The organism is Pseudomonas mandelii, assembly GCF_006438925.1.
In the GTDB taxonomy this organism is placed as follows: domain Bacteria; phylum Pseudomonadota; class Gammaproteobacteria; order Pseudomonadales; family Pseudomonadaceae; genus Aquipseudomonas; species Aquipseudomonas mandelii_C.
In genome coordinates, this window is sequence record NZ_RCZA01000009.1 from 82520 (window position 1) to 98913 (window position 16394).

13 protein-coding genes are annotated in these 16394 nt (G+C 60.9%); 8 read left to right on the plus strand and 5 right to left on the minus strand.

All coding sequences use genetic code 11. The features are described 5' to 3' along the window. Nucleotides 1–7 precede the first annotated feature (7 nt). The 4 genes from EAH74_RS21070 to EAH74_RS21085 all read left to right on the plus strand — a co-directional run bounded on the left by EAH74_RS21070 (nucleotide 8) and on the right by EAH74_RS21085 (nucleotide 2830). Nucleotides 8–745, plus strand: coding sequence for a substrate-binding periplasmic protein (locus tag EAH74_RS21070; protein WP_140680833.1), 738 nt, complete (start codon nucleotides 8–10; stop codon nucleotides 743–745). A 251-nt stretch (nucleotides 746–996) separates the two neighbouring features. Beyond that, on the plus strand, nucleotides 997–1614 hold the full coding sequence (ribA, locus tag EAH74_RS21075) for a GTP cyclohydrolase II (RefSeq protein ID WP_123367655.1): 618 nt from the start codon (nucleotides 997–999) through the stop codon (nucleotides 1612–1614). After that, nucleotides 1611–2030 (plus strand): hypothetical protein, encoded by a 420-nt coding sequence (locus EAH74_RS21080; protein WP_033059418.1) that lies wholly within the window; start codon nucleotides 1611–1613, stop codon nucleotides 2028–2030. Before ribA ends, EAH74_RS21080 begins: the two co-directional genes overlap by 4 nt. Beyond that, nucleotides 2030–2830 (plus strand): cobalamin-binding protein, encoded by an 801-nt coding sequence (locus EAH74_RS21085; protein ID WP_140680835.1) that lies wholly within the window; start codon nucleotides 2030–2032, stop codon nucleotides 2828–2830. The genes EAH74_RS21080 and EAH74_RS21085 overlap by 1 nt, the downstream gene beginning before the upstream one ends. A gap of 122 nt (nucleotides 2831–2952) precedes the next feature. Here EAH74_RS21085 and EAH74_RS21090 read toward each other — a convergent pair whose 3' ends face one another. From EAH74_RS21090 to EAH74_RS33625, 5 genes are all read right to left on the minus strand, one after another. Beyond that, a complete protein-coding gene (locus tag EAH74_RS21090; protein ID WP_140680837.1) occupies nucleotides 2953–4836 on the minus strand; it encodes a TonB-dependent receptor domain-containing protein in 1884 nt (627 codons plus the stop codon). A gap of 168 nt (nucleotides 4837–5004) precedes the next feature. Continuing rightward, nucleotides 5005–6903 (minus strand): 1-deoxy-D-xylulose-5-phosphate synthase, encoded by a 1899-nt coding sequence (gene dxs, locus EAH74_RS21095; RefSeq protein ID WP_140680839.1) that lies wholly within the window; start codon nucleotides 6901–6903, stop codon nucleotides 5005–5007. 91 nt (nucleotides 6904–6994) lie between these two features. Next, complete coding sequence (ispA, locus tag EAH74_RS21100; RefSeq protein ID WP_140680841.1) at nucleotides 6995–7882, minus strand: (2E,6E)-farnesyl diphosphate synthase; 888 nt, start codon at nucleotides 7880–7882, stop codon at nucleotides 6995–6997. Continuing rightward, nucleotides 7879–8121 (minus strand): exodeoxyribonuclease VII small subunit, encoded by a 243-nt coding sequence (locus EAH74_RS21105; RefSeq protein WP_007894317.1) that lies wholly within the window; start codon nucleotides 8119–8121, stop codon nucleotides 7879–7881. The genes ispA and EAH74_RS21105 overlap by 4 nt, the downstream gene beginning before the upstream one ends. 393 nt (nucleotides 8122–8514) lie before the next feature. Next, complete coding sequence (locus EAH74_RS33625) at nucleotides 8515–8640, minus strand: hypothetical protein (RefSeq protein ID WP_275671802.1); 126 nt, start codon at nucleotides 8638–8640, stop codon at nucleotides 8515–8517. 15 nt (nucleotides 8641–8655) lie between these two features. Between EAH74_RS33625 and EAH74_RS21110 the strand changes: the two genes are divergently transcribed. Genes EAH74_RS21110 through EAH74_RS21125 form a run of 4 tightly spaced genes read left to right on the plus strand, consistent with a single transcriptional unit; the run spans nucleotide 8656 to nucleotide 16394 of the window. Further along, nucleotides 8656–9447, plus strand: a complete 792-nt coding sequence (locus tag EAH74_RS21110; RefSeq protein ID WP_140680843.1) for a YfaP family protein — start codon at nucleotides 8656–8658, stop codon at nucleotides 9445–9447. Nucleotides 9448–9484: 37 nt separating this feature from the next. Then, nucleotides 9485–11197 (plus strand): DUF2138 domain-containing protein, encoded by a 1713-nt coding sequence (locus tag EAH74_RS21115; RefSeq protein ID WP_140680845.1) that lies wholly within the window; start codon nucleotides 9485–9487, stop codon nucleotides 11195–11197. Continuing rightward, nucleotides 11182–11832 (plus strand): DUF1175 domain-containing protein, encoded by a 651-nt coding sequence (locus EAH74_RS21120; protein WP_140680847.1) that lies wholly within the window; start codon nucleotides 11182–11184, stop codon nucleotides 11830–11832. The genes EAH74_RS21115 and EAH74_RS21120 overlap by 16 nt, the downstream gene beginning before the upstream one ends. Beyond that, nucleotides 11829–16394: an alpha-2-macroglobulin family protein gene (locus EAH74_RS21125; protein WP_140681144.1), complete on the plus strand. Its 4566-nt coding sequence runs from the start codon at nucleotides 11829–11831 to the stop codon at nucleotides 16392–16394. The genes EAH74_RS21120 and EAH74_RS21125 overlap by 4 nt, the downstream gene beginning before the upstream one ends.

Sequence of the window (16394 nt, forward strand, 5' to 3'; positions counted from 1 at the left end):
ACTAGGGATGGCTCGACGCTGGTTGGCTGTGATGGTTTTCGCGATATTTTGCTCGCTCGCCCAGGCGAGTGACGAGGGTACAACGCCGTCGGTGATTCATCTGGCCAGCGAAGACTGGGAAGACTACACCGCCGCCGATGGTCACGGTCTGGGCTGGGACGTGTTGCGGGAAGTCTTCGAGCCAGCGGGGGTCAAACTGGACATCCGCAGCGAACCGTACGTGCGCTCCATGGGCCTGGCCCAGCGCGGCGAAGTGGATGCCTGTGTCGGCTCCTATCTTGATGAGTCCAGCGATCTGCTCTATCCGCGCTGGAACTTCGATACCGATCACATCTATGCCCTAGGGCTGGCCAGCAACCCCGCACCGACCCCGGAAACCCTGGGCAACTATCGACTGGCCTGGGTTCGCGGCTACGACTACCAGGATTACCTGCCCAACGTGCGCCGCTATAACGAAGTACTGCGGCGTACCGGGATTTTGTCGATGTTGACCCGCAACCGCGCCGACTTTTACATCGACGCACTGACCGAGGTCGACTATGTCCTCAAATGGGCCAAGGATCCGTCGCAGTTCCGTCGCACTCACATCGCGGAATTGCCGCTGTATCTGTGCTTTGCCAAGACCGCCAAGGCCCGGACACTGATGGTGCTTTTCGACCAACGCATGGAGCAACTGGTGAAAAACGGCCAGCTGAAACCGATCTTCGAGCGCTGGAAACAACCCTATCCGTTTGACCCGAACTAAGCGCGAACCCTGTAGCGCTTGATTAACCTTGTGGGAGCGAGCCTGCTCGCGATGACGGTGTATCAGTCGACATCAATGGTTCAAGACAGACCGCTATCGCGAGCAGGCTCACTCCCACAGGGGGCTGTGGTGGCTTGAGATCTAACTTTTTGATTGTTATGCCCCATAATTCAGCCTAAGCGTCTGTCGGAACGTGCTGTTACAATGCCGCGTCTGCGAATCTCCAGTACTTATTGATCAGGAGCACACCGGTGCCTGTCGTTTTTGTCGCCGCTTCCAAGCTGCCAACGCCTTTTGCGCAATTCACCATGCACGGCTTTCTCGATGAAGAAAACGGGCGCGAGCACGTTGTGCTGAGCCTGGGTGAGTTCGTCGACGGTGCCCCGGTACTCGGCCGGTTGCATTCCGAATGCCTGACCGGCGATGCCTTGTTCAGCCAGCGTTGCGACTGCGGCTCGCAACTCGAGGCTGCCTTGCAGGCTATCGCCCGTGAAGGTCGTGGTGTGTTGCTGTACTTGCGTCAGGAAGGTCGCGGCATTGGCCTGCTGAACAAGATTCGCGCCTATGAATTGCAGGATGGCGGCGCCGATACCGTTGAAGCCAACGAACAGTTGGGTTTTGCCGCCGATCAACGCGACTACGCCATGTGCCTGCCGATGCTGGAGCACCTGGGCGTGAAATCCCTGCGATTGATGACCAACAACCCACGCAAGGTCAAAGCCTTGACCGACATGGGCATCGTGGTCGCCGAGCGCGTGCCGCTGCACACCGGCCATAATCCGCACAACAAACTCTACCTGGCTACCAAGGCCAGCAAGCTCGACCACATGATGGGCAATGAGCATCAGGGTGAGGCAGACCGGGCGTGACTCGCGGTCAGGTGCGGCGGCGACTGTCCGTCAACTGGTGGCAATACCTGGCGCTGGCCTTGGTGCCGCTGTTTGTGATCAACGGCGTATTTGGCCAGAGCGAGGCGATCCTGCCGGTGCTGGCGATGCCGTTGTTCATTGCGGGTGTGGCGTCGATGTTTGTCAGCCTGAAATTCTTTGGCGGCTACAAACACGCACTGATCGCCACTCAAAAAGCCCTCGACACCCCTGAAGAGCCTGCCGCCTGGATCGCCCTGGCTGCCAAGCGCCGCACGGCGTTCCTGGCTGCCGGCTTGCCGGCCTGGATCGGTGCGCTGGCGGTATTCGTCGGCCTCGAAGCCGTACCGTTGATGCTGCTGGCGTTGTCGACCCTGGTGCTTTTCTACCTCTATCGTATTCCGCGTCAACTCGGCTGATGCGACCCGTCTGGCTGGCGGTTTTGCTGCTGGCCATCAGTGTCCCGGCGGCTGCGGTCGAACGCGTTGTCAGCCTGGCGCCGTCCCTTTCTGAAATCGTTGTAGAGCTGGGTTCAGCCGACTTGTTGGTCGGTGTGCTGGATGCGGGCGAGCGTCCTGCCGCGCTAAAGGATCTTCCTTCCGTTGGCCGCTACGGTCAGTTGGATATGGAACGTTTGCTGAGCCTCAAGCCCGATCTGTTGCTGCTCTGGCCCGGCAGCGTCGGCCCGGCCCAGCGTGAGCAGCTTAAACGGTTGAATATGCCCACCTACGTGGTCGAACCTCACAGCCTCGAACAACTCACTGCGCAGATTGAAGCGATCGCCATCCAGCTTGGACGGCCAGAGCGGGGCGTAACGTTGGCGGCTGATTTACGCCAGAAACTGGATAACCTGCGCCAGCGCTATCGACGGGACAAGCCATTGCAGGTGTTTTATCAGATCTGGGATCGACCGCTGTACACCGTCGGCGGCGGGCAGATCATCAGCGATGCGCTTGAGGTGTGCGGAGCGCGCAATGTGTTTGCCGACCTGACGCTGCCAGCGCCGCAGGTCAGTGTCGAAGCGGTGTTGCAGCGTAATCCCGAGGTGATTCTGGCCAGTGATCAGGCGCAGCTCGATGCCTGGAAAACCTGGCCGCAGGTGGCAGCGGTGGCGCAGAGGCGTTTGTTGTTGGTGACGGATAAAGGGTTGGAGCGGCCGAGCGGGCAGATGGTCGAGGCGACAGCCAAGTTGTGCCAGCTGATCGCGCCTGAGCGCTGAGACCGAGGTGCCTGCTTCGCGAGCAAGCCCGCTTCCACATTGGATCTTTGTGCGACACACCCCCCCCCTGTGGGAGCGAGCCTGCTCGCGAAGAGGCCAGCCCAAACACCGCTGGTTTCAGATCAGAGCTCCGGCGTCCACGTCACCCCGAACATCCACACCCGACCTTCCTCACGATACCCATACTGACTGTCGTCATGGCTGTACAGCGCCCGGCTGTAACCCTTGTCCAGCAGGTTATCGACCTTCAGCTCAAGCTTGATCTCACGATTCAATTCCCAGCTGCTGCGCAACCCCAGCAACGCGTACCCGCCCAACGGCTGCAGATTGTTCTCATCGTCATAGCTGCTGCTCACCGCTTGCCAGCTGATGCCGAGCCCTAGCCGGTCGAACTGGCGATCCAGATCCAGGCTCAAGGTCCGCCGCGCACGCCGAGCCAGGGTGTGGCCGCTGTCGCGATCCCGCGGGTCGATGATCGCCACGCCGAGGTTGCTCTGCCAGCCGAACAGTTCCTGTTTCAATGCCGCTTCGAATCCGTTGATCCGTGCCGAGGCGACGTTCTGCGGCCGTGAGTTGCTACCGAAAATAATCGCGTCTTCCAGGTCCGTTCGGTACAGAGAAGCTTCCAGGCGAGCGGTGTCGGTCAGTTGACTGCGCCATTGCAGCTCATAGCTTTTCGACGTCTCAGGTTTCAGGTCTGGATTACTGAAGTCGGGGTAATACAGATCATTGAACGTCGGCGCGCGGAAGCCTTCGCTGTAGGTCAGCAGCACATCGTTGTCCGGATTCAGCGGCAGGGTGAAGGTGCCGCTCCAGCTGTTCTGGCCGCCGAACTGCTGGTTTTGATCACGGCGCAGGCCCAGTTCGGTGGAGAAACTCTCCGACTGGTAATGATGTTGAATGAACGCCGCACGGTTCCAGCGGCTGTCCTCGTCGAATGGCGTGCTGCTGTTGATCCGGTCCTCGTACCAGTCGCCGCCGAGGATCAGGCTGTTGCGCTCGTCGAGGGTCAGGTCGTTCTGCCAGTTCACCGAGTCGCGATAGGTGTTGAACACACTGCGCTCCGCGCTGAGCTTGTCGAGCGTCTTCTCGCGGTTTTCGCTGTGGCCGAACTCGACGCGGGTTTTCCACAGGTCATTGATACGTGCATCGACGTAGCTGCTGACGCTGCTCACCGCAAAGTCGCTGTAGGGCTGCTGCTGGACTGACTCGAACGTGTCCATGTCGAAGCGGCCAAACGGATTGTCGAACTCACTTTTGCCACGGTTATCTAGCAGGTTGGCGCCGATTTCGATGTCGTCGGTGAGGGCGTGACTCAGGCTCAAACTCATCGATTTGTTGCGGTATTCGTCATGATCGCCGTCGCTGGGATAGGACTCGTGAGTGCGATTGATTCCGGCGGATTCATCGAGGCTGGCGCCGAGGTTGAATCGGGTCTGCTCGTCGCCGCCGGACAGCCCGAGGCTGCGTTCCCAGGTCTGGTTGCTGCCAAAGCCCACGTGCATTCGCGGTTGCAGGCCTTGCTTGCCGCCGCGACGAGTGAAGATCTGGATCACCCCACCAATCGCGTCGCTGCCATAAATCACCGAGCGGGAGCCGCGCAACACTTCCACGCGCTCGACCTGTTCGATGTTGATGTGTTGCAGGTTGCTATCGCCGGAGGTGGAGTTGCCGATGCGTTGGCCGTCGACCAACACCAGGCTTTGGGCTGATTTGGTGCCGCGAATGTAAATCCCCGGCAGACTCCCGCGCCCACCAGTTTGCCCGACCTGTACGCCCGGCACGCGACGTAGCAAGTCAGTGACGCTGCTCGGTTGCAGACGATCAATGTCTTCGCGGGTGAACACGGTGTTGGCGGCGCTGCTGTCATTGCGCGCTTCGACCTGACGGTTGGCGCTGATCAGCACGTCGGGAAGCTTCAGGGCCTGATCGCGTTCGAAGGTGTCGGCCAGCAGTTGACCGGCCGGCAGCATAGTCAGCGTCAGGGCGAGGGGAGAGAGTTTCATGGGCAACCCGTTGGCGCTTTGAAGCGAACAAAATTTTGAAAGGCACAAAAACCATTGTGGGAGCGAGCCTGCTCGCGATGGCAGTGTGTCAGTCAACATCTAAATTGACTGTCAGACCGCATTCGCGAGCAGGCTCGCTCCCACAGGGTTTTGTATGTAGCCAGAAGGTCAGATGTTGAGCAGTTGCAAACGCTCACGCACCGAAGCTTCGATCCCGGCCTCATCCAGCCCGCATTCGGCCAGCATTTGCGCGGGCTTGGCGTGCTCGACGTAACTGTCCGGCAAGCCCAGGTGCAGCATCGACTTGAGAATGTTTTCGCGAGCGAGAAACTCGCTGACGGCGCCACCGGCACCGCCCATGATCGCGTTCTCTTCGATGGTCACCAGCAGCTCGTGGCTGCCGGCGATATCGCGAACCAGTGCTTCATCGAGCGGTTTGACGAAGCGCATGTCGACCACGGTTGCATCCAGCGTCTCGGCGACTTTCAGCGCCTCGGCCAGTTGCACGCCGAACACCAGCAGGGCGACTTTGCTGCCCTGGCGACGAACCACACCTTTGCCGATTTCGATCGGCTCGAGGTTTTTCTCGATCGTCGCGTTCGGGCCAGAGCCGCGTGGATAACGCACCGCCGCCGGGCCGTTGAACAGGTGGCCGGTGGTGAGCATTTTGCGCAGTTCGTTTTCGTCGCTCGGGGTCATCACCAGCATGCCGGGGATGCAGCGCAGGAACGACAGGTCGAAGCTGCCCGCGTGAGTCGGGCCGTCCTCGCCCACCAGACCCGCGCGGTCGATGGCGAACAGTACATCGAGGTTTTGCACCGCGACGTCATGAATCAATTGGTCGTAGCCACGTTGCAGGAACGTCGAATAAATCGCCACCACCGGTTTCGCGCCTTCGCAGGCCATGCCGGCAGCGAGGGTCACAGCGTGTTGCTCGGCAATCGCCACGTCGAAGTAGCGCAGCGGGAAGCGTTCGCTGAAGGCCACCAGATCGGAGCCTTCCTTCATCGCCGGGGTGATCCCGGCCAAGCGCGGATCAGCAGCGGCCATGTCGCACAGCCATTCACCGAACACACCGGAATACTTCGGTCCGCCAGCTTTCTTCGGCGCGGCGGCCGGAGCGTTCAGCGGTTCGAGTTTGGTGATCGCGTGGTAACCGATCGGGTCGACTTCCGCCGGGGCGAAGCCTTTGCCTTTCTTGGTGACGACGTGCAGGAACTGCGGGCCTTTCAGATCGCGCATGTTGCGCAGGGTGGCGATCAGGGTCGGCAGGTCGTGGCCATCGATCGGGCCGATGTAGTTCCAGCCCAGCTCTTCAAACAGCGTGCCGGGAACCAGCATGCCTTTGGCGTATTCTTCGGTGCGACGGGCGATTTCCCAGGCGCCGGGCAGGCGCGACAGGACCTTTTTGCTGCCTTCGCGCATGCTCGCGTAAGTGCGGCTGGAAAGGATTTTCGCCAGATAGTTCGACAGCCCGCCGACGTTGCGCGAGATCGACATGTCATTGTCGTTGAGGATCACCAGCATGTTGGCGTTCACTTCCGGCGCATGGTTCAGCGCCTCGAAGGCCATGCCGGCAGTCAATGCGCCGTCGCCGATCACGGCAATCGCCTTGCGATCACTGTTCTGCAGGCGGGCGGCAATGGCCATGCCCAGCGCTGCGCTGATCGAGGTGCTGGAGTGGCCGACACCAAAGGTGTCGTACTCGCTCTCGGAACGACGCGGGAAGGCCGCGACGCCGTCCTTCTGGCGCAGGGTGCCCATGCGCTCACGACGGCCGGTGAGGATTTTGTGCGGATAAGCCTGATGACCCACGTCCCACACCAGCCGGTCGTCCGGGGTGTCGAACACGTAATGCAGCGCGATGGTCAGCTCGATGACGCCCAGGCCGGCACCGAAATGCCCACCGGTCTGACCGACCGTGTAGAGCAATTCCAGGCGCAACTCATCGGCCAGGGTTTCCAGCTCGGCTTCGCCTAACCGCCGCAGCCCATCCGGCGTGTTGGCACGGTCGAGCAGGGGCGTGGTCGGGCGTTTGCGGGGAATCTCATGAAACGTCGTGGGCATCAGGCGAATCGTTATAGGTATAGAAGAGGCGGCAGTTTACCTGATGCATCGGCCCCTGCCCACGCGTTGCTCTTTTTTGGCGGATACGCTGTCAGCTGCGGCGTTCGACGATATAGCGGGCCAGATCGCGTAATGGCTCGGCTGCCGCGTCAAACGGTCGCAGCGCATGCAGGGCCTGATCGCGCAGTTCCAGGGCGTAAGCCTTGGCCGCATCGAGACCGAGCAGGGCCGGGTAGGTCGGCTTATCGCGAGCGATGTCGGCGCCCTGGCGTTTGCCGAGGGTTTCGGTATCGCTTTCGACGTCGAGAATGTCGTCCTGCACCTGAAACGCCAGGCCGATGGCCTGTGCATAAGTCTGCAATGACTTCAGTTCATCTTTCTCGGCCCGACCACTGGCCAGGGCGCCGAGTTTGACGCTGACCTCGATCAGCGCGCCGGTCTTGTGCCGGTGCATGTATTCGAGGGCTTTCTGATCAAGCTTGAGGCCAACCGAGCCGAGGTCGATGGCTTGACCGCCGACCATGCCCGCCGGGCCCGCCGCCAACGCCAGGGCACTGACCATTTGCAGCTTGGTTTCGGCGTCCGAGGTGCTCAGGCGCGGGTCGAGCAGGGCGCTGAAGGCCAGGCTCTGCAAGCCGTCACCGGCAAGGATCGCGCAGGCTTCATCGAATTTTTTGTGCGTAGTCGGCTGGCCGCGACGCAGATCGTCGTCGTCCATCGCCGGCAAATCGTCGTGCACCAGGGAATAAGCGTGAATCAGCTCCACCGCGCACGCCGCGCCGTTGGCGTCCTCGGCCTTGCCGCCCAGCGCTTCGCACGCGGCGTAGGCCAGCAGCGGGCGGACCCGTTTGCCGCCATTCATCACGCTGTAGCGCATGGCTTCGTATAGACGCGCGAGCTCAGGGCTCGGCGCGTTGAACAGGGTTTCCAGTGCAGCATTGACGCGGGCCTGGCTGGTCGCCGAATACGCTGCAATCATTCTGGCTGATCCGCGTCGAAGGGTTCCTCGGCCAGTTCGCCATCACGCTCGAGCAGCACCTGAACCTTTTGCTCGGCCTGGGCCAGCGCCGCCTGGCAATCGCGGGTCAGACCGATGCCTTGCTCGAAAGCCGTCAGCGAGTCTTCCAGCGACAATTCGCCGTTCTCCAGACGCTCCACCAGCGTTTGCAGGTCAGCGAGAGATTGTTCGAAATCCAGTGCAGCTTTTTTGCGGGCCATGGCGGCTATTTCCGGTTGACGTTAAACCGGCGCGACACTAGCAGACATGGGGGGTATGGGCAAATCAGCGGGGTGTTTCGGCCACTGATTTCAGCCGCAACACACTCTATGTAGCAGCTGGCGAAGCCTGCGTCCGGCTCGGGCCGCGTTCGGACGCAGCAGTCGTCAATCCTGCGTGCACGGTATGCCTGATGTACCGCGAGTTCTGGTTTTACGACTGCTGCGTCCGAACGCGGCCCGAGCCGGACGCAGGCTTCGCCAGCTGCTACAAATCGCATTACGGTTTAACGGAACGGTTTATTCGGCTCATTTGGTGAGCCGAATAACCTCGCTATTCGGCTCACGCCCAACAATCACCGTGATTGCCACCGCAAATATAGATGTATCCGATTGTTAAAAAACCGCCGAATGGCTAATCTTCGCGCCTTCTACGACCCGATAGTCATGGGTCTTTCTGACGAAACGCAGTTTCTGGATCTGTAATGCGCCGAGGATCGGGCGCAAGGTTTCGTTATGCATGGCAGGAGGCGTCACATGCGTTCATTTCTTCTATTGCTGATGGGGCTCGTCTGTGCGACCTCTGCCTGGGCCGAGCCGTCGGCCGAGGTGTCGGAACCGGTGGGTGGCTGGCGTTATTCCGGCCTGCTGGACCGCAGTGAAAACCCTCAAGTCGCCTATCCCACGCCACCGATCGATCGCGGTGTGCAGCGCAATCGCACCATGATCCAGGGCCAGCTCAAGGACATCGGCACTCAGCGAGGGCCGCACACCCTGGCCGTCAACGGCAATCCTCTGAATCTGTACACCGACGACCAAGGGCGTTTCGCCCGGCCGTATGCGTTCGGCGCCGGTTCCAACAGCGTTGAAGTACGCAGCTCCGAAGGCCAATCGCTCAAGCGCGTTCAATTCTATGAAGCCAACAACCTGCGCACCCCGGCGCGGATTCGCGTGGTGCTGGGTTGGGATGACCCGAAAGCCGAACTCGATCTGCACATCATTACCCCCGACGGCCAACACGCGTTCTGGGCTCACTCGGCGCTGACCAACGGTGGCGGTCTGGACCCGGACGGCGTTGATGGCCCCGGCCCGGAAATGTTCACCATGACCGCGCCGATGCATGGCACCTATCTGGTTTACGTGAACTATTGGGGCAACTTCGGCAGTGGCGGCTATAACTTCGATGAGACCAGCAACCAGAACGAGGTGATCACCTCGCAGATCAACCTGGTGCTCAACGAAAACACCGTCGACGAAAAACGCGAGACCTTCATCGTGCCCCTGCGGGCCATCGGTGACCTGCTGCTGGTCAAGACTTTCAACTATTAAGCATCCCGCTCCACGGATGACATCGGGTTTTGTGAACATGAGCGATAACACTGTTTCTCCGGCCGCCGAAACGCCTGCAGCCAAAACTCCTCGCCGCTGGCCGGCGCTGCTGGTCGGGCTGGTCCTGGTGGCTGGCGTCGTGGCCGGGTTGGGCTGGTTCATGCACAAACCCAAGGCGCCGCCGGCGGAGTTGGCCAGCGACAAACTGGGCATGAGCCGCCCGGACGGTCTGCTTGAAACCCACTCCTTGAGCCAGTTGCCCAAGGACTTGCTGGCGGTGCCGTTCCTCAAGGAAACCCTGACTGAAGATTTCGTCTTCTATTACGAAGCGCATGCCGATCGCCTCGGCTTGATCGGCAGTCTGCGGCGGATCATTTACGAACATGACCTGAAATTGCAGGACAGCCTGATCGAGCAGCTCTTCGATCAACCGGCAGACGTGGCGCTGTGGCGTGGGGCGGATGGTCGCCTGAAAGACTTTTTGTTGGTGATGGATCGCGGTGGACTGGCCAAGGTGCTGGAGCCGCTGGCCAAAGTGGCGCTGGATGATTCACAGCTGACCAAGCTCGGCGACGTGAAGGTCGGCGCTGACGACGTGGCGCTCTATCAACTCACCTACAACGCCAGCAAAGCCCTGGTGTTCGCCTCCCATGGCGACAAACTGGTGGTGCTGTCCAACCCGACCAAACTCTACGATCCGGAAAGCGGCTTATCGGAAGAGCCGGGCAGCGTTTCGACCAAGGCCATCGCCGCCTTGCTCAACGGCGACAAACTGTTCCCCGAAGCCTTCGGCCTGCCACCGCGCATGCCTGAGGTGAAACAACGCCTGTCGGTCAATTCCAGCGTTCTGGCCATGGGGTATCAGCGTTTCATCCCGAACTTCGCCGGGCTGCGTTTCGACATGGACGACAAGGGCTGGCACAGCTTCCTTGCCATGGACGAACTGGACAACCAGCCGGACTTCGATTTCAAGCCGATCTGGCAAGCCATGCCGATGGGCGCCAGTGCCTGTGTCGCCTTGCCGCTCGCCGCCGAACAACAAAAACCGCTGCTGGTGAAACTCGGTGCCGAAGAGTCGGTGGCTCAGGCCCTGACCGAACACATGGCCGGTGCCGCGGGCCTGTGCTGGTACGCTGATTCGCGGTTGTACACGCCGCTGTTGGTGGCCAGCCTGAACGATGACGACAGCGCCAAACTCGACGGCGACCTGGGCAACCTGTTCGGCTCGATGGTCGGCGCCTACGAAGGCAACGTCGAAGAGCACGCGTTCCCGGTGATCGAGAAACAGGAAGGCCCAACCCACCAATGGCAGCGTCAGGTCAGCTCCAACTTCGGTCCTTACAAGGCCAAAGAGGCCGAGCAACCGGACGCGATCACCGGCAAGGCGTTCATGAAAGTCAGCCTGGCGCGCCACGGTTCGACGCTGCTGTTTTCCCTCGACGACAAGCTCGTGGACAAAGCCCTCGGCACCCTCGACAAACGCTTCCCGCCGATGGCCGACGTGGTGCCGAAAGACCTGCTGATGCCGGTCTACTTCGGTCCGGATTCGATGGCGCAACTGATGCAACAGGAAACCCTCGATAGCCTGCCGCAGGACATGGAGCCGGTGTTCTACAACGCCGCGCAGACCTACCTGATCCCGAAACTGCGCAAGCTCGGCGGCTACGGCAAATACGCCCTGACCTTGCCGGAAGGCAGCGAACCCGACGGCCACTGGCAGTGGCTGCCGCTGGAATGGAAAGCCCTGTGACAGCACTTATCCGAGGCCTCGGCCTGCTGGCGTTGCTACTGGGCACCCGAGCCTTTGCCACTGAGGCGCCGCCGCTGGACGTGCAGCAATCCCAGGTGTTCCGCGCCTGGTTCGTGCGCATCGCCCAGGAACAACTGACCCAAGGCCCGAGCCCGCGCTGGTATCAGCAGGACTGCGCCGGCCTGGTCCGTTTCGCCGCCAACGAAGCGCTGAAAGTCCACGACGACAAATGGCTGCGCAGCAATGGCCTGTCCAACCGTTATCTGCCGCCAGAGCTGCAACTGAGCGAGGCCCAACGCGGCCTCGCCCAGCAATGGCAGCAGGGCGGCGGCAAGGTCGGGCCGTACGTCAACGCAATCAAACTGATTCAGTTCAACAGTCATTTGATCGGCCGCGATCTGGCGCAAGCCCGGCCCGGCGACCTGATGTTTTTCGATCAGGGCGATGACCAGCACCTGATGATCTGGATGGGCCGCTACATCGCCTATCACACCGGCACCACCACCCCGACTGACAACGGCATGCGCTCCGCAAGCCTGCAGCAACTCATGACATGGAAGGACACCCGATGGATACCCGACGCAGCCAACCCCAACTTCATCGGCGTCTATCGACTGAATTTTCTCTCCCAATGATCGGTGCCCGCATGCTGCGCTTTCTGTCTCTGCTGTTGGTCTTGGTGCTGCCTGTTTCGGCGGTCAACGCCGAAGACACCGTCGAGCCGAGTGGCTACACGCCGGTGGCCGGTGAAAGCTTTTTCCTGCTGGCCGACAGCAGTTTTGCCAGCGACGAACAGGCGATGGTTCGCCTCGAAGCGCCGGGTCGCGATTATCGTCGGTTCCGCATGGAGCCTTACGGCGGCGCCGACATTCGCGTGTACCGCATCGACAAGCCGCTGGATTTCCTCAAGCGTCAGAAGAACCTGCACCGCGTGGTCAGCGACGGCCAGTTCAAGGGTGAAGGCCTGTCGAACACCCTCGCGTACCTGTGGGACAACTGGTACCGCAAATCCCGTCGGGTGATGCAGCGCGCGTTCTCCTATGAATCGCGTAAGCAAGTCACCGAAGAAGTGCCTGAGCTGAAGATGGGCACCGCGATGGTCGCGCCAACGCCCTACGATGCTCAGCCGCAATTCGCGCTGATTCCGGGCTTGCCGGTGGTCAGCCAATTCCGCTATCCGCTGTGGCAAGCCAAACCGATCCAGCCACCGGAAGGCGTGAACCTGGCCGGATCTTCCAGTGAGTTCGTCAGTGTTGCACCGGGCAACGTGTACATCCCGTTGGGCAATCTGAAACCGGGTCTGTACCTGGTGGAAGCGCTGATCGGTAAGTACCGTGCGACCACCATGGTCTTCGTCTCCAACACCGTGGCCGTGAGCAAGATTGCCGGTGATGAATTGCTGGTGTGGGCCGCGCGCAAACACGAAGGCAGTTCGGTGCCGAAGGTGAATGTGCTGTGGACCGATGGCCTCGGCGTGATGAGCAGTGGCGCCACCGATGCCGATGGTTTGCTGCGTCTGAAACACGTCAGCCCTGAGCGTTCGTTCGTGATTGGCGAGGACGAAGAGGGCGGGGTGTTTGTCTCCGAAAACTTCTATTACGACAGCGAAATCTACGACACCAAACTCTATGCCTTCACCGACCGGCCGCTGTATCGGCCGGGGGATTGGGTGTCGCTGAAAATCGTTGGTCGCGAGTTCAAGAACGCCCGCGACTCTGTGCTGCCGACTGCAGCCGACGTCAACGTGACCGTGCTCGATGCCACCGGCACGGCGCTGCAATCGCTGGCGCTGAAACTCGATTCCAAGGCCGGCACTCAAGGCCGTTTCCAGTTGCCGGATAACGCGGTAGCGGGCGGTTACGAGCTGCGTTTCAGCTACAAGGATCAGGCCTACAGCAGCGCCTTCCGTGTTGCCGAATACATCAAGCCGCACTTCGAAATTTCCCTGAATTTGGCCAAGCAGGATTACCGCACCGGCGAACCCGTGAAGGGCAGCCTCGTGCTGCTGTACCCGGACGGTAAACCGGTGGCCAATGCCAAGTTGAGCCTGAGCCTGCGCGCTCAACAACTGTCGATGGTCGACAACGAATTGCAATACCTCGGGCAATTCCCGGTTGAGCTGACCAGCACCGAACTGACCACCGACTCCAAGGGCAACGCGACGCTGGATCTGCCGGCGGCCGAGAAGCCGAGTCGCTACATGCTCACCGTGTTCGCCAGTGATGGCGCGGCGTATCGGGTCAAGACCACCAAGGAAATCCTCATCGATCGCGGCGCGGCGAGTTTCAGCCTGCGCGTGCCTCAGCGTTTTAGCGCGGTGGGCGACAAGGTTGCGTTCAGTTATTTGAATGAAGGCGGCAGCGAGCAAAGCAAAGCGGTCACGCCGAGCAGTTATAGCTGGGTGCGCCTGGAAGACCAGAGCACCGGCGAAGGCAAACTCGCCGCGAAAGACAAAGGTTTCACCTTGGCCTTCGACCGTCCGGGTACTTACAACCTGACGTTGAAGGATGACCATGGCCGCGTGGTGGGCGCCACCGGTCATTCGGTCACGGGCGACGGCGTCAAAGCCGTGCCGGGCACCGTGGAAATCGTCCTCGATAAACCCGAGTACAAGGCGGGCGACGAAGCCCTGGCATTGATCACGTTCCCTGAGCCGATCAGCGATGCACTGCTGTCGCTGGAGCGCGACAAGGTCGAGGCCACAGCGCTGCTGTCCAAGGGCGGCGACTGGCTGAAGATGGAAAAACTCAGCGAGACCCAATACCGCGCGCGGATCCCGGTGAAGGACAATTTTGCGCCGAACCTGACGTTCTCCGTGCTCTACACCAAGGGCGGTCAGTACAGCTTCCAGAACGCCGGTATCAAAGTGATCGCGCCGCAAATCGACGTAGCGATTGCCACGGACAAAGAGGCGTATCAGCCGGGCGATACCGTGTCGGTGGACTTGACCACGCAGTTCGCTGGCAAGCCTGTTCCAGCGCACCTGACGGTCAGCGTGGTGGACGAAATGGTCTACGCGCTGCAACCGGAAGTCGCGCCGACCATCGACCAGTTTTTCTACCACCCGCGCCGCAACAACGTGCGCACCAGCGCCAGTCTGTCGTTCATCAGCTACGACGTGGCATTGCCGGGCAGCCCTGGCGCGCCGGGCAAAGCCAATCGCAGCGAGCGGGGCGTGAAAGTGCTGGAGCGGCCGCGTCGTGAAGACGTCGACACTGCCGCGTGGCAGCCGGAATTGATCACCGACGCCAGCGGCAAAACCCGTTTCACCTTCAAGATGCCGGACTCGCTGACCCGCTGGCGCATCACCGCCCGGGCCATCGCCGATGACGGTCAGGTCGGGCAGAAGAAGCAATTCGTACGCTCGGAAAAACCGCTGTACCTGAAGTGGAGCGGCCCGACCAAATTCCGCACAGGCGACAAACCGGATCTCGGCGTGTTCGCTTTCAGTCAGGCCGAGAAACCGGTCAAGGCTGAGCTGGTGATTCATTACGCTGGCGCCGAACAACGCGTCCCCGTGACGCTGAACAACGGCATCAACTACATCGCGCTGCCAGCGTTCGCGTTGGCCAGTGGCGAGTGGGCGGCTGAGCTGGTGCAGGACGGAAAAACGGCTGATGCCTTGGCTGTGCGGCTGATCGCTACCGGCGAAGGTTGGCAGGTGACTCAGAGCCAAAGCCTGGACGTGGCTAGCGGTGATACGCCGCTGACCCTGCCAGCGGACGCGACGGATATTCGTCTGCGTCTGGATGACAGTCCGCAAGCGCTGTTCCGCTCGGCACTCGACGATCTGTTGAGTTATCCGTACGGCGGCGTCGAACAAACGGCCAGTCGTTTGCTGCCGCTGAGCATCGCGTATCCGACCTTGTCGTCGAATCCGCAGATTCGCGATCGCTTGCGCCTGATCATGCAGAACAGCCGTCTGCGCCTGGTGCAAATGGCGGGGCCTTCGGCGAGCTTCACATGGTGGGGCATGGACGGTGAACCGGATGCGTTCCTCACTGCTTACGCTTACTACGCCGACTGGCACGCCAGCAAAGCCTTGGAACTGAGCCTGCCGCCGGAGCATTGGCAGCGAGTGCTGGAGGTCTATTCGAAGCAGGCCCAAAACACGCCGCTGTTGCAGCGAGCGTTGATTCTGTCGTTCGCCAAACAGATGCAATTGCCGGTGAACACCTTGCTCAGCGGTTTGATGGAGGATCTGTCGAAAGCGGGCGAAGGCAATGCGGCGAACCTGATGGACGATGGCGAAGACAGCATCGTCATGAGCGATCCGGATTCGGCGTTGGGTCTGGCGGCCGCTCGTGCGCTGACGGCGTCGTTGGCGAAGCAATCGAAGGTGATTCTGCCGGATGCATTCAATCGTCAACTGGCGGATGCGCAACAACGTCTGGCCGTGAGCTCGCAGCCGTTTGCCGAAGCCTTGAACCTGTCGCTGCAAGCCTTCGATCAGGCTCACGCGCAAGCATTGTTGCAACGACTGTTGCCACAGCAATCGACCCTGGAACGCGCATTGGCGCTGACCTGGTTGCAGCGCAGCATCGAGCAGGCTTCGCCCACTGTCGCACTGGCACCGGGTGAAGGCTGGAAGAAAAAATACGGTGATACCGGGGAGACTTATTGGACGTGGCAGGGGGCTTCGCCAGTGCCAGCAGTGCTGTCGCTGACCGGAGTGCAAGAGCGTCCGTTGCGAGCGGCTTTGAGCTTCCAGACCAAACAACCGCTGGTTGATCCGATGGCCGTGACCATCACCCGTCGCCTGTCGCGTCTGGTGCCGGGCGACGAAGCCTTCACCTTCAAACTGGAAGCGGTCGGCACCAATCCGTTGTCCAGCGACAGCCTGTATCTGGACGAAGTGATCATCACCAGCAAAGCCGCGAAACCGCTGCGCTACGGCATGCTCGAAGTGCCGCTGCCACCGGGCGCCGATGTCGAGCGCACCACGTGGGGCATCAAGCTCATGGGCAAGGCCGGCACTGAACCGTCCGCTTTGGAGAAGGCGCGTTTCGAGCCGGGGCAGATGGCCTATGCCATTCCGGTTGATGCCTTGAGTGGTGAATTGCGTCTGCGTCATTTGGTGCGCTTCTCGCAGAAGGGCCAGTTCAACCTGCCGCCGGTGCGTTTCACTCAGGTCTATGCGCCACAGCATCAGGCGCAAGAGCAAAAACCGGCCCTCGGCCAGGTCACGGTCAACTGA

Excerpts from the sequence above, each read along its gene's own strand:
- ispA (WP_140680841.1), bottom strand. The coding sequence starts at position 7,882 with ATGATTGCAGCGTATTCGGCGACCAGCCAGGCCCGCGTCAATGCTGCA.
- EAH74_RS21085 (WP_140680835.1), top strand. The coding sequence starts at position 2,030 with ATGCGACCCGTCTGGCTGGCGGTTTTGCTGCTGGCCATCAGTGTCCCG.
- EAH74_RS21115 (WP_140680845.1), top strand. The coding sequence starts at position 9,485 with ATGAGCGATAACACTGTTTCTCCGGCCGCCGAAACGCCTGCAGCCAAA.
- EAH74_RS21110 (WP_140680843.1), top strand. The coding sequence starts at position 8,656 with ATGCGTTCATTTCTTCTATTGCTGATGGGGCTCGTCTGTGCGACCTCT.
- EAH74_RS21105 (WP_007894317.1), bottom strand. The coding sequence starts at position 8,121 with ATGGCCCGCAAAAAAGCTGCACTGGATTTCGAACAATCTCTCGCTGAC.
- EAH74_RS21070 (WP_140680833.1), top strand. The coding sequence starts at position 8 with ATGGCTCGACGCTGGTTGGCTGTGATGGTTTTCGCGATATTTTGCTCG.
- EAH74_RS21090 (WP_140680837.1), bottom strand. The coding sequence starts at position 4,836 with ATGAAACTCTCTCCCCTCGCCCTGACGCTGACTATGCTGCCGGCCGGT.
- EAH74_RS21120 (WP_140680847.1), top strand. The coding sequence starts at position 11,182 with ATGGAAAGCCCTGTGACAGCACTTATCCGAGGCCTCGGCCTGCTGGCG.
- EAH74_RS33625 (WP_275671802.1), bottom strand. The coding sequence starts at position 8,640 with ATGCATAACGAAACCTTGCGCCCGATCCTCGGCGCATTACAGATCCAG.
- EAH74_RS21125 (WP_140681144.1), top strand. The coding sequence starts at position 11,829 with ATGATCGGTGCCCGCATGCTGCGCTTTCTGTCTCTGCTGTTGGTCTTG.
- dxs (WP_140680839.1), bottom strand. The coding sequence starts at position 6,903 with ATGCCCACGACGTTTCATGAGATTCCCCGCAAACGCCCGACCACGCCC.